Consider the following 13,951-nt stretch of genomic DNA (forward strand, 5'->3'; position numbering starts at 1 on the left):
TTATTCATCCTTTTTCAAATGATAAGAAAATATATCATTTGGTTTATTTTTTCCCGGCTTATCCGGTTGTACAGGAGCGTCCTGCATGGACTTGCCGAATCCCATACTGGCAAAAGTTACCGAGCGCGTAATTGCGCGTAGTCAAAAAACTCGTTCTGCATATTTACAACGTATTGAACATGCACAAGGCAAATTTCCTGCTCGTGGTGCACTCTCATGTGCCAATCTGGCCCATGGTTTTGCCAGCATGGAAGATAATGAAAAATTAATTATTAAAGTAGGCCGTGAGCCAAATATTGGCATTGTATCTTCATATAACGAAATGCTCTCGGCACATGCACCCTATAAAACATTTCCAGATCTAATTAAAACAGCCGCTCGTGAAAATGGTGGTGTAGCGCAATTTGCTGGCGGTGTACCAGCGATGTGTGACGGTATTACTCAAGGTAATGCTGGCATGGAACTATCATTGTTCTCTCGTGAAACCATTGCAATGAGCACTGCGATTGCACTGTCTCATAACATGTTTGACGCAGCGTTATGTTTAGGTGTCTGCGACAAGATTGTGCCAGGGTTGTTAATTGGTGCTTTGCAGTTTGGTTATTTACCTACCATTTTTGTGCCTGCGGGCCCAATGACAAGTGGGTTATCTAATGACGATAAAGCCAAAATCCGTCAACAATTCGCAACAGGTGAAGTTGGGCGCGATGCTTTGCTTGAAGCTGAGTCAGCAGCCTATCACGGACAAGGTACCTGTACGTTTTACGGTACGGCTAACAGTAATCAAATGCTGATGGAAGTGATGGGTTTACACCTTCCAAGTGCTGCATTTGTTCATCCTCACACACCATTGCGTGACGCACTCACCGCAGAAGCTGCGATTCGTGTACTTGACTTAACCGTTGAGCGCGGGAACTACACGCCTATTGGTCATGTTGTTGATGAAAAAGCAATTATAAACGGCATTGTGGCATTGCTCGCTACTGGTGGATCAACTAACCACACTTTGCATCTTATTGCGATTGCTCGCGCGGCTGGCATCTTGATTGACTGGGATGACTTTGATGAATTGTCTGCCGTTGTTCCATTGCTCGCAAAAATTTATCCAAATGGTAAAGCCGATGTAAACCATTTTCAGGCTGCGGGTGGGGTGGCCTTCCTCATTCGTAATTTGCTTGAAGCTGGTTTGCTACATAACGATGTGACTACTGTTGCAGGTAAGGGTTTATACCATTACACCAAAGAACCAAAACTGATCGATGGTAAGCTCACTTGGGTTGATGGCGTGGTTCAAAGCCTTGATGACAAAGTTCTGCGTAGTTTCGATGAGCCATTCCAACCAGATGGTGGTTTACGTTTAATGCAAGGGCGTTTAGGACGTGGCGTCATCAAGATTTCTGCCGTTGCTCCAGAACATCGAAAAGTTAAAGCTCCGGCAATTGTGTTTGATTCTCAAGAAGCAGTACAAGCAGCGTTTGATCGTGGCGAGTTACACCGAGACTTTATTGCTGTTGTTCGCTTCCAAGGCGCACGTGCGAATGGTATGCCAGAACTACACCGTTTAACCCCTGTATTAGGTGTTTTACAAGATCAAGGTTTCCATGTGGCATTAGTCACCGATGGCCGCATGTCTGGTGCTTCAGGTAAAGTTCCAGCAGTGATTCATTTATCTCCAGAGGCTTTGCTGAACGGTCCGATTGCTAAAGTGCAAACGGGAGATATGTTGGTGATTGATGCTGAAGCTGGTGTACTCGATATTGAGTTAGATGAAGTTGTTTGGCAGTCACGCCCTGTTGCGCAGCCAGAACATCAGGCAGAAAACGAAGTCGGCTTTGGTCGTGAATTATTCGGTGTGTTCCGTGCCGCTGCTGCCCCAGCTGAGCATGGTGCTTCTGTGTTTGGTGCTTTGGTTGGTGAAATCGTTCAACCTTAGACTTTAATAATAATAGGAATAGAAAAGTAATGATTAAGATTGAAGATGTTGTTCAATTAGGACCAGTGATTCCGGTACTGGCATTTGAGTCTGCCGAGCAAGGTGAACATGTATCACGTGCGTTGCACACTGGTGGCGTGAAAGTATTGGAAATTACGTTACGTACTGCGGCAGGACTGGCTGCTATTGAGCGTGCGAGCCAGTTGGCAGATGACATTGTGGTCGGTGTAGGTACGATTACCAAGCCAGAACATTGTGCTCAAGCAAAAAAAGCTGGTGCTCAATTTGGTGTGTCACCGGGTTTGACTAAAGATTTACATTTGGCTGCGCAAGATGCCGGTTTGCCTTTGTTGCCGGGTGTGATGACGCCAAGTGACCTGATTCAGGCAATTGAATTAGGTTATGAGATTGTGAAGTTCTTTCCAGCTCAGCAAGCGGGTGGAGTCGAGATGCTAAAAGCATTTTATGGTCCATTTCCAAACCTACGTTTTTGCCCTACAGGTGGCATTACTGTAGAAACAGCGCCGGAATTTTTAAAGCAACCGAATGTGGTGTGTGTTGGTGGATCGTGGTTAACACCGAAAACGGCAGTTGCTTCACAAGATTGGGCGGAAATTACTCGCTTGGCACAATTGGCTAGTCAGTTGAGAACATTGTAAATGTAATCAATATTTATAAAAAATGAAGCGCGTTTGATGTGCTTTAGAGCTTATGTCGATATGACCAGTAGTGATGCTGGTCATACCTAAATATAAAAAATTAGTGTCTCAACAGTAGGAATTATCCTGGTTGAAGACCTTTATTTGGGCTTAGCCTAGATAGTTACTCCAAGGAGAAATGTCACATGGAGACGGTTCAGGGTGGCATGTTGCTTATCTATACTGTAATCGCGATTATTGCATTGGTTGTCATGATCGCGAAGTTCAGAATTTATCCATTTCTAGTTCTTATTATTGTTTCACTCGGTTTAGCTTTAGCTGTTGGCATGCCAATGGGCGATATTGTTAAGTCATATGAAGCCGGTACCGGTAAAACCTTAGGTCACCTTGCGATTGTAATCGCACTCGGAACGATGCTCGGTAAAATGATGGCCGAGTCGGGTGGTGCAGAGCGAATAGCAATTACTTTAATTAAATGGTTCGGTGAGAAAAATATTCACTGGGCCATGATGTTTATTGCCCTTATTGTGGGGCTGCCCGTATTTTTCGAAGTGGGCTTCGTACTCCTTATTCCAATTGCTTTTAACATTGCCAAAAGAACAGGCAAGTCGTTATTGGTCGTAGGTTTGCCTATGGTTGCAGGGTTGTCCGTTGTGCATGGTTTGATTCCACCACATCCGGCAGCATTGTTGGCAGTACAGGCATATCACGCTGATATTGGTAAAACGATTGCCTACAGTTTGTTAGTGGGCGTACCAACGGCGATTGTTGCAGGGCCGTTGTATGCATTATGGATCAACAAATATGTCAAATTGCCTGAGAACAATCCATTGTTTAAGCAATTTGTTGAGGTAGATAAGAAAGAAACTCGTGAGCTACCAAGCTTTGGAATTACCTTATTTACGATTATGTTGCCTGTCGTACTAATGTTAATCGGAAGTTGGGCTGATCTTTTCTTTGCACCACAAACTTTCGCAAACGACTTACTACGTTTCATTGGTACTTCTGATATCGCATTGCTTATTGCCGTACTGGTCAGCTTTATTACTTTTGGTACGATGCAGGGCTTTAACCGTGAACAGATCGAAAAATTCTGTGGCGGTTGTTTGGCTTCTATTGCCGGAATTATGTTGATTGTCGGTGCTGGTGGCGGTTTTGGCGGTATTTTGCGTGACAGTGGTATTTCTAATGAGATCGTTTCTACAGCCTTGAAGGCAAATTTGTCACCTTTATTGTTGGGCTGGTTAGTTGCAGCATTGATTCGTTTGGCAACAGGATCGGCAACAGTCGCTATGGCTACTGCTTGTAGTATTGTCGCTCCGATTGCTGCTACAGCTGGTGTTACCGTTAGACCGGAACTTTTAGTACTTGCCACAGGTTCAGGTTCATTAGTTTTCTCTCATGTAAATGATGCAGGATTTTGGTTAATCAAAGAATATTTTGGTATGACAGTAGGGCAGACACTCAAAACTTGGTCAGTATTAGAAACCATTATTTCGGTGTTGGGTTTGTCTTTCACGCTACTTCTTAGCACTATTTTATAATTAGAGGTAATTAATCCATGATTGTGATTGCAATGGGTGTCTGTGGAACAGGCAAAACACTGATTGGTGAGTTGCTGTCGGAGCATTTGGCTTGTGAGTTTCTCGATGGAGATACACTGCATTCGACTGCAAATAAAAGCAAGATGAGTCAGGGTATTCCTCTAACTGATGAAGATCGCATGCCTTGGTTACACGCGATTCGTAAAGCTATTGAAGAGAAGCAGCAGGCGGGTGAGACCGCAGTGTTTACTTGTTCTTCACTCAAGCGGGTCTACCGAGATATTTTACGTGGCCATGACCAAAATGTGCAGTTTGTATATTTAAAAGGGTCATATGAGTTGTTAAAACAGCGTCTTGCTGAGCGAGCAGGCCATTTTTTTGACCCTTCTTTATTGCAGACTCAGCTTGATACTTTAGAAGAGCCTGATGTTCATGAGGCAATTACGATTGATATCGCATTGACACCTGAACAAATAGTTGTGCAGGTCATGCAAAAATTAGGGGTAACTGACAGCGTGTGTAGGGGGTAACCTCATTTATAAACATTGCAAAGTCTTGATTGATTTGTGGTGCGGCTCAAGCAAAGTGAATACCAGTAATGGTACTGGTATTCACAGGAACAAGGTCTGATCATAGCGGGCTAGGTTCGAATATATAAATACATAAATATATAAAACTTGGAGATAAGAAGAATGAGTCATTCAAATAATTTGCAGCAGAAATTTCCCATCGTAGATAGTATTCCTGAGAGCGTGCGTCTACCATCCCAGATTCATCAGCGTGTCTCATTAGTAGATGGTGAGCTGAAGTTGTGGGCTGGTGCAACCAAGAAAACATTGTCCCCAATCTGGACTCAGCAGCCTGATGGTAGTTTGCAGCAAGTTGAGCTTGGCAGTTATCCAATCATGGGTGAGAAGGAAAGCGACGAAGCACTAGAAGCGGCAGTACGGGCTTACAACAACGGTCGTGGTGAATGGCCAATGATGAAAGTTGGTGAGCGCATTGCCTGTATGCAGAATTTTATTCAGCGTATGGTGGAGCGGCGAGACCTGATTGTTAAACTGATCATGTGGGAAATTGGCAAGAGCTTAGCTGACTCTGAGAAAGAGTTTGACCGTACTGTCACCTACATGCGTCAAACCATTGATGCCCTGAAAGACTTAGACAATGCTAACTCCCGCTTTGTGATTGCTGAAGGTACCATTGGTCAAATCCGTCGTACCCCGTTGGGCGTAGTGTTATGTATGGGGCCATATAACTATCCGCTGAATGAAACCTTTGCTACCCTGATTCCGGCTATGCTAATGGGCAATACCATCGTCTTCAAACCACCTCAATTTGGTACCTTGTTGTTTGAACCATTGCTGGAAGCATTCCGTGAATCATTCCCGAAAGGTGTGATCAATACCATCTATGCGCCAGGCTCACTGGTGGTGCCGCATCTGTTGGCATCTGGAAAAATCAACGTATTGGCGCTGATTGGTTCTAGCAAAGTGGCCGATTACTTGAAAAAGCAACATCCTAAATCTCACCGTCTGCGTGCGATTTTGGGGCTAGATGCGAAGAATGCTGCCATTATTCTGCCGGATGCCGACCTGGATCTGACAGTGAAAGAGTGTCTGCTGGGTGCATTGTCGTTTAATGGTCAGCGTTGTACTGCGCTCAAAATGCTGATGGTACATCGTTCGATAGCCGATGAATTTGTTAACCGCTTAACGGCTGAACTGGCCAAGCTGAAAGTGGGTATGCCGTGGGAAAAAGGTGTGTTTATTACTCCGCTGCCAGGCATGCACCGTACGGCCTATATGACTGAAGTCATTGAAGATGCCGTGGCTAAAGGGGCAAAAGTGGTTAATGTAGAGGGTGGTGAATTCTGCAAAACTATGTTCTATCCAGCCGTAGTTTATCCAGTGACTGAGGGGATGAGACTGTATCGTGAGGAACAGTTTGGTCCAGTGGTACCAGTCTCTGTTTATGATGACATTGAAACTGTGCTGGAATATGTCACTACTTCTGATCATGGTCAGCAGGTGAGTATTTTTGGTAGTGACCCTGAGCAAATTGGTCATTTGGTTGATCCGCTGGTCAATCAGGTTTGTCGTGTGAACATTAATTGTCAGTGCCAACGTGGTCCAGATGTGTTTCCATTTGGTGGTCGTAAAGATTCTGCGGAAGGTACACTGTCTGTTCATGATGCGCTGCGTGCATTCTCTATCCGTTCTATGATTGCTGCTAAACAGACTGATGACAGTAAAGGCATGCTGGCCTCTATGGTGTCTGAGCACTACTCTAAATTTGTGAATACCGACTTTATTTTCTAAGTGGTATGTGCTTAAAAAACCAGCCATTGGGCTGGTTTTTTTAATACTTGTAAAATTTGAATAATAAAACAAAAACGCCTGATTAATATCAGGCGTTTTTTGTTTGAAATAATAGATCGATTATTGACGAATCTGACCGTCACCTAACACAATCCATTTTTGAGAAGTTAAACCTTCTAAACCAACCGGACCACGTGCATGGATTTTATCTGTAGAGATACCAATTTCTGCACCTAAGCCGTATTCAAAACCATCAGCAAAACGAGTCGAGGCATTGACAACCACTGAACTCGAATCTACACGAGCCAAGAATTGACGCGCCAAACTATAATTTTCGGTCACAATCGCATCGGTGTGATGTGAACCATATTTGTTGATATGGTCAATTGCTTCGTCTAAACCACTAACAACTTTAATTGCAAGAATTGGCCCTAAATATTCGGTATACCAATCTTCTTCCGTTGCAGCTTTAACAGATGGGCCTAAAATTCGGCGTGTTTCTGGGCAGCCACGTAGTTCAACTTGCTTTTCTGCATAAAGTTCGGCAATGCGTGGTAAGAAAACGTCTGCAATTTTTTCATCAACAAGCAGAGTTTCCATCGCATTACAAACACCATAGCGATGAGTTTTTGCATTCAATGTAATAGGTAAGGCTTTGTGAAGGTCTGCTTGCGCTTCGACAAATACATGACAGTTACCATCAAGATGCTTAATAACAGGAATACGTGCTTCATTCGTCACACGCTCAATTAAGCTTTTACCACCACGTGGAACAATGACATCCACATATTCAGCCATAGTAATAAGATGGCCGACTGCCGCACGATCAGGCGTATCAATAACTTGCACTGAATGTTCAGGTAAACCAGCTACTTTTAAGCCATGCTTAATTGCTTCTGCAATTGCTTTATTTGACTCAAGCGCTTCTGAACCACCACGCAAAATAATGGCATTGCCCGATTTGATGGCTAAAGATGCTGCTTCTAGCGTGACATTTGGACGCGATTCGTAAATCATCCCAACGACACCTAGAGGTACACGCATTTTGCCAATTTGAATACCTGTTGGGCGGTATGCAAGATCAGTAATTTCCCCAATAGGATCGACAAGCGCGATCACATCTTTTAAACCTTGCAACATTCCTTTAAAACGTGCGGGCGTAAGTTCAAGACGATCAAGCAATGCGCTATCGAGCTGATTGCTACGACCTTTATCCATGTCCACTTGATTCGCTGCCAAGATTGCTGCCTGATTATTTTCCAAAGCAGTATAAATAGCAGAGAGTGCATGATTTTTAAGCGAGGTAGAAGCACTTGTTAAGACGCGTGAGGCGTCACGTGCTTGTTGCCCGACTTTTTGCATATATTGTTCAATTGAATCTTGCATAGCCGTTTTTAATCGTTTACCAATGACTACGATAGTAGCAGTCAAATGCGGAACAATGAATGGCTTTTTTTGAAAAATGTGACCGCCATAAAAAAACATTTAAATATTTTGCAAACTATTAGCGACTTAAACAAGATGAGCGGTCATTTGAGCGATTGCGTATATTTCACACAATTGTTTAGAATGTTATTGTGCAATACAAACTAATACAAATTTTAAAGTTTTGTGCATAAAAGATTACGTGTTCAAGAAGGAACTCTTGCAGCATAAAAAAATTACAGCAAGGAGGAAGCAAGGATATGAATTCCATTATTCAAATGGATTCGGAGATAAACCAAGCTTATGCCGGTTTTGGCTTTTTCGATATCTACCATAGAGATAGTTTTAAACAACCTGCTCGTACAACATGGATTGACGGCTGGAAGATTGAATATATGGCAATTGCCGATCCAAAAACGATTCACAATACGCCAATTGTGATTGTGGGCGGTGCTTTCCAGAATTTTAATTCTTATAAATATTGTGTTGAACAATTGTTTGAAAGCGGTCCGGTCATTTTAATTGATTTACCTTCTATGGGCGCAAATCAGCAAATTACCAATCGGGATACAGGAGTATCTGCGGGTACTTTAGAATTACCTGATTTATCTAAAATGTTGGGACTCTGGCTGGATATTGTTGGACTACAAAAAGTTTCCGTTATGGGAATGTCTTTGGGGTCAGTGATAGCATCTTGCTTTGCTTATCATCGCCCAGAATTAATGGACCGCATGATTTTGATGGGTGTCATGCAAAAGACCCGAAAAAGTTGGCGAATGATTTTGGAAGAGTCTCTTAAGCTCATGCAAGAAAACCGCATGGAAGAGTTTGGTCAAGCCGTGATTTTATATTTGGTGAATCATGCCAAATTAGATAAAACCCGCATGTCGCCTACAGCTAAAAAATTATTTTTTAGGCAAATGGCTGAGTTTACGGGCACAGAGCGAGAGCGTTATGAAATTAACTGTAATCGTCTTTTGCGTTTAACTGACGTGCCAATTCCGGCGTGTAAAACTCTCGTTGCTGCAGGGCAGTACGATAGTTTTACTTTGCCGCATGAAAATGCAAATTTTGCTTTGCAATGTCCAGATATGGAATTTGCACTTATTGCAAATGCTGACCATGTACCTCAGTTGCAACGCCGTAAAGAAACTATGAGTTTGTTCACCACTTTCTTGAAGGGGGAATCTATCCATAATTTGGATGGAATTATTCCTATGACACGTGAACAAATGCAAAAGATGGAACGCCGTGGTGAAGAACGGGTTCGGGTTTTACAGCCAAAAACTCAACTTACTCACCGAGAGTTTGATGTACAGGTGCCAGTGACGATCGTTGATGTCACATTCTTTGGTATGTATTTAAAAATGGATGATGTTTCGAAGCTGGATTTTGTAAATGAACATCCACGTGATTTAGCACTGCATTTAGAAGATGAAGAAGGTACTTTTTCAATTGAATGTTTAATTTTTGAAAGTACAGAGCAGGGGATTCGAGCTTTATTTAAACATGGTAGTTTTGAACTTGCTGATCGTTTAAGTCGTTTTATTACTCGTCAAAAACAAACTGTTTAATCTATTCCTTATAGTTGGAAGCTCGTAATTTTCGAGCTTCCAATTTTTATGCTTATTATTTTGTTTGGCTATGGATTATCCAGACAAGATCACCTAAATGTTGCTCATGATCATCGGAATGAACTTGCCCAAAAAATATTTGTGGCTGTTCAACTGTGGCATGTTGAAACCCCGCACCTTTAAAAAAATCCTGTACTTCTTGAGGACTTTTAAAATGAAAACTAAAAGAGCTGCGGGACATTAATTTAAGTAGCTTACTACTGTTCCAGATCAGGGTCGCCAGTTTGTTTTTAATTGGTTCAGGGTACAGATCCGTTAAATAATGGAACGTTTTAAAAGCAGCACCGTAGTGAGCGATCGATTGAATGAGTTGTTTTAATAAATCTTTATCAAAATAGTTAATTAAACCTTCACTAATTACAACCAATGGGCGGTTCGGGTCAAACACTTCAAATGCTTGTGCAAAAGCTTCTGTAAATAAATCAACCGATAAAATTTCAGGCGCATTTTGTTCAATTTGCTGAAGTGCATTTTGTTTGGTTTGTGCCATATCGGGTAAATCAAGCTCCCGATAGGTAATTGAAGGGTAATGCTGTCTAAACCACCATCCGCGAGGGGACAGGCCACATGCTATTTCTAAGACTTGTAGATCAGGATTTTCTTGAATTAACTTCTCTAAATGATGGTCAAGCATGGTATGGCGTTGTTTGAGCGTGGTGCGCATGCTGCCACCCACATATTTCTCGGCCCAAGATTCTATCGGGTGAACCAAATACGCCAGTGATTTGCCTTTAGTTGTAGCAAGTGCTTCGTGAGAGATCCCCATTTGGTACCAGATATAGCCGGTATAGTGTGCAGTAAAAGAAATATGGCGGTGTTTAGAAAGTTGTTGTGTCATTCGTCCTGAACTCGGTTTATTGTTTTTGTGTGATTTGACTGATGATTTGAACCATCAGTCAAATATGTGCTTAAGTCAATTTAAAACGAATTTTTAAACTCTTCAATGGCTGTTTTGACAGCTTGCCACTCATCTCCTAGCGATAAGGTTTCACCAATCTGAATTTGTGGAATTTGACCGCGCATACGTTCTAAGCGTTCTTGGTTTGGCAGAGCAAGTTTTTCGATACCTTCTAGTGCTGTGCATGCAGCATCACGGTCATTACACACAAGTCCCATATCACAACCCGCAGAAAGCGCGGCTTGAATACGTGCATCTGCACCACCTGCTACACATGCGGCCTGCATACTTAAGTCGTCAGAGAAAAGTACACCATCAAACTTCAAACGGTTGCGTAGAACTTCTTGAATCCAAAAAGGTGAAAAACCAGCTGGATTTGGGTCAATCTGATCATAAATCACATGTGCTGGCATGAGTGCATCAAGCTGAGGCATGAGCTTGATAAAACTTTGCATGTCATGATTATAGATTTCGTCATAGCTACGGCTGTCAATTGCAGCTGCGACATGAGAGTCTGCTTTTACTGAACCGTGGCCAGGGAAGTGCTTGCCCGTATTTGCCATTCCTGCTTTTTTCATGCCTTGCATAAATGCGCCAGCAAGAGGTGCGATATCCTCAATATTTTTAGAGAAACCTCGGTCACCAATGACATCACTAATTGCATTAAGGTCTAAAACTGGTGCAAAACTAAAATCGATGCCGACTGCAAGGACTTCGGTTGCCATGAGCCAACCACACTGTTCAGCTAGCTCAAGTGCTTTTTGATGTTGGGTAATATAGAGTTCACCAAAACGGCCCATGGCCGGTAATAAGGTGAAACCAGATCTTAGGCGCTGAACTCGACCACCTTCTTGGTCGACAGCAATTAAAATATCTGGACGAATTTGACGCATGTGGTCTGTTAAAGCACGGACTTGTTGCGGAGATTCAATATTTCGTGCAAATAAAATCATGCCACCGACTTGCGGAGCGCGTAATAGTTCAATATCTTCTTGAGTAAGTTCTGTGCCGGCGATATCCAGCATCAATGCGCCAATCATATTGGTTCCATTTGAATTTTGATTGAAAAACAATAAGCGAATTTTGCAATGTTTTGCTACATTTTGTCAGTATAGAATATGATAAAACTACACGGTATAAACAATTTAGTTGGTTAAGATTTTGAATCTGCTTAGTTCATATCGAAAACAGAGCATGTAAGATAGGAACACCCAAGGAAGTATTAAAAATTTATGAAACTTCAAACTATAGCTTGTGCAGTAGCGATCGCGACTGGCGGTTTATTCTTCTCTCATACGATGAATGAAGCGAGAGCAGCAACGAATACTGCTGTGGTTTCTCAATCGATCCAGCCAACGCAAGAGCAGGCTTTGGTAGCCCGCCAACTGGCAACTTTAGTTGATCGCCAACATTATTTGAATATGCGTCTGGATGCGACAACATCAAATCGTATTCTTGATATGTATTTAGATAGTCTTGACCCAGATCACTCACTATTTTTAGACTCTGAAGTTCAAAATTATAAAAAACTATATGGTTCAAATTTTGGTGCTTCATTAAAAGCGGGGAACTTAACAGGTCCATTTGCAATTCATCAGCAATATCGTGAACGCTTAAAACAATTTTATGAGTTCATGTTGGCTGAGTTGAAACAACAGCAAAATTTAAAACAGCCAAATAGCTATATTGAAGTTGATCGTGAAAAAGCACCGTATTTTAAAACGACAGCTGAGCAACAAAACCACTGGCGTAAAATGCTGGTTTCGCAGTTAATCAACTTAACCATTAGTCGTGAAGAAGAGCAGGCTAAGCAAAAAGCGCTTAAAGAAAACCCTTCACTTGCTGATGGTCAAGACTTAACTGGCCCAGAAGATTTAACGCCAGCTCAGACCTTAACTAAACGTTATACACGTCAGCTTGAAAGAATTAGTCGTGTGAAAAGCGATGATGTGTTGGACAAAACATTAAATGCCATGTTGGCGACCTATGATCCACATAGTAACTATTACCCGCCAATTGATGCGATAGAACTTAATCGCCAAACGACCTTGCAACTAGAAGGCATTGGGGTGTCGATTCGTCCAGAGCGTGGCAATGAAGATTACACCAAGATTGAAACCATTGTAGAAGGCGGTCCTGCTAGTAAGTCTGGTCAAGTGAAATCAGGAGATCGAATCGTTGGTGTCGCCCAAGAAGGCGAGAAAATGATTGATGTGGTTGGTTGGTCAAGTTCTGAAATTGTTGGGCTTATTCGTGGTAAACGCGGAACGAAAGTAACATTAAAACTTCTTGGTGCTGGTGCATCAATGAGTCAAGCACGTAATGTGACTTTGGTGCGTGATGTCATTCAAGAAGAAGATGCTGGTGTTCGTTCACGCACAGTTGAAGTGACACGTGATGGTAAAAAGCACGTATTGGGTGTAATCGAAATACCTTCTTTCTATTTTGACTATCGTTCACGTCGTGCTGGTCAACAGTACCGTTCAGTTTCGGAAGATACTGCAAATGCTTTTGAAGCCTTAAAAGCGAAGAAAGTAGAAGGTATTATTATTGACTTACGTAATGACCCAGGTGGTTCATTAGAAGAAGTTGCACGTATGTTGGGTCAAGTGATTAAATCTGGTCCAGTTGTCCAAATTCGTGATGGTAATGGCAACGTAAGTGTTTTTGAAGATAACGATGGTGGTCAACAAATTTACACTGGCCCTCTTGCTGTAATGGTGAACTTGGCATCTGCGTCAGCGAGTGAGATTTACTCTGCTGCAATCCAAGACTATGAGCGCGGTATTATTATTGGTAGTACAACAACTGGTAAGGGTACAGCTCAGGTACAACTTGATACTCTGGCATACGGTCAAGCGACTTTAACTCAGCGTAAGTTCTACCGTATTACCGGTGGTAGTACACAAAATAAAGGTGTAGTGCCAGACATTAAACTTGTCGATATCTATAACGAAGAGTTTGGTGAACGTAAATCGAAGAATGCGTTGAAGTGGGACACCATTCCTACAGCGCCATTTAAACGTGAAGGTTCTGTTCAACCTTATGTCACAAAGTTGTCTCAATTTTCTGAACAACGTGTAAGTGCTGATCCTCAATTTAAATATTTGAATAAACGTACTGCAATTGCCAAGGTAACAAGTGAGCAAAAGCAAGTCGTACTTGATATTGATAAGCGCCGTGCAGAATTACTTGGTTTAGAGAAACAAACTCTAGATGCAGAAAATGAACGCCGTGCAGCAAGTGGTCAAAAACCTTTTGCAAACTGGGAAAGCTATCAAGCTTCATTAGATGCTCTAGCTGAATCTCGCGCTAAAATGAAGGCTTCACAACGTCCTGCATTGCCAGAAGAAGAAACTTTTGTGACTGAAGCTGCAAATGTACTTATGGATTATGCAAAATTGCAAAATCGCTAAGCGTTATTAAGCTTTAAGAGAAAAGCATACTGTCATCAGTGTGCTTTTTTTATTTTTCATGTCAGTAAACTGTCATGCATTTATCATCAAAGTGTCAAAAAAACTGCTTAATCTTTAAGCA

At 42.1% G+C, this 13,951-nt stretch carries 10 protein-coding genes; 7 read left to right on the forward strand and 3 right to left on the reverse strand.

Translation table 11 applies throughout. The features are described 5' to 3' along the window. Positions 1-85 precede the first annotated feature (85 nt). The 5 genes from edd (at position 86) to HL290_RS11285 (ending at position 6,457) form a co-directional block, all read left to right on the forward strand. The gene (gene edd, locus HL290_RS11265) at positions 86-1,933 is read left to right on the forward strand and encodes a phosphogluconate dehydratase (RefSeq protein WP_198496498.1); all 1,848 of its coding nucleotides are present in this window, start codon (positions 86-88) and stop codon (positions 1,931-1,933) included. A gap of 29 nt (positions 1,934-1,962) precedes the next feature. After that, complete coding sequence (gene eda / locus HL290_RS11270) at positions 1,963-2,592, forward strand: bifunctional 4-hydroxy-2-oxoglutarate aldolase/2-dehydro-3-deoxy-phosphogluconate aldolase (RefSeq protein ID WP_198496499.1); 630 nt, start codon at positions 1,963-1,965, stop codon at positions 2,590-2,592. 185 nt (positions 2,593-2,777) lie between these two features. Beyond that, positions 2,778-4,136: a gluconate:H+ symporter gene (locus HL290_RS11275; RefSeq protein ID WP_056482915.1), complete on the forward strand. Its 1,359-nt coding sequence runs from the start codon at positions 2,778-2,780 to the stop codon at positions 4,134-4,136. A 17-nt stretch (positions 4,137-4,153) separates the two neighbouring features. Next, positions 4,154-4,666 (forward strand): gluconokinase, encoded by a 513-nt coding sequence (locus HL290_RS11280; RefSeq protein WP_005036944.1) that lies wholly within the window; start codon positions 4,154-4,156, stop codon positions 4,664-4,666. Positions 4,667-4,828: 162 nt separating this feature from the next. Further along, positions 4,829-6,457: an NADP-dependent glyceraldehyde-3-phosphate dehydrogenase gene (locus HL290_RS11285; RefSeq protein ID WP_198496500.1), complete on the forward strand. Its 1,629-nt coding sequence runs from the start codon at positions 4,829-4,831 to the stop codon at positions 6,455-6,457. A gap of 120 nt (positions 6,458-6,577) precedes the next feature. On the opposite strand, the gene HL290_RS11290 is transcribed toward HL290_RS11285, so the two are convergent. Further along, on the reverse strand, positions 6,578-7,843 hold the full coding sequence (locus HL290_RS11290) for a glutamate-5-semialdehyde dehydrogenase (protein WP_003654861.1): 1,266 nt from the start codon (positions 7,841-7,843) through the stop codon (positions 6,578-6,580). Between the two features lie 299 nt (positions 7,844-8,142). Between HL290_RS11290 and HL290_RS11295 the strand changes: the two genes are divergently transcribed. Next, entirely contained in the window at positions 8,143-9,456 is a 1,314-nt protein-coding gene (locus tag HL290_RS11295) for an alpha/beta fold hydrolase (RefSeq protein ID WP_198496501.1), read from the forward strand. Positions 9,457-9,511: 55 nt separating this feature from the next. Here the strand turns inward: HL290_RS11295 and HL290_RS11300 are convergent, their stop codons facing one another. Together HL290_RS11300 and nagZ are read right to left on the reverse strand one after the other, a co-directional pair. Beyond that, positions 9,512-10,354, reverse strand: coding sequence for a class I SAM-dependent methyltransferase (locus HL290_RS11300; protein ID WP_198496502.1), 843 nt, complete (start codon positions 10,352-10,354; stop codon positions 9,512-9,514). An 80-nt stretch (positions 10,355-10,434) separates the two neighbouring features. Beyond that, complete coding sequence (gene nagZ / locus HL290_RS11305) at positions 10,435-11,454, reverse strand: beta-N-acetylhexosaminidase (protein ID WP_198496503.1); 1,020 nt, start codon at positions 11,452-11,454, stop codon at positions 10,435-10,437. Positions 11,455-11,646: 192 nt separating this feature from the next. Between nagZ and HL290_RS11310 the strand changes: the two genes are divergently transcribed. Next, complete coding sequence (locus tag HL290_RS11310; RefSeq protein WP_198496504.1) at positions 11,647-13,830, forward strand: carboxy terminal-processing peptidase; 2,184 nt, start codon at positions 11,647-11,649, stop codon at positions 13,828-13,830. The last annotated feature ends 121 nt before the right edge of the window (positions 13,831-13,951 follow it).

Origin of the sequence: Acinetobacter sp. AC1-2 (genome assembly GCF_016124155.1) — a bacterium.
GTDB classification, from domain to species: Bacteria; Pseudomonadota; Gammaproteobacteria; order Pseudomonadales; family Moraxellaceae; genus Acinetobacter; species Acinetobacter calcoaceticus.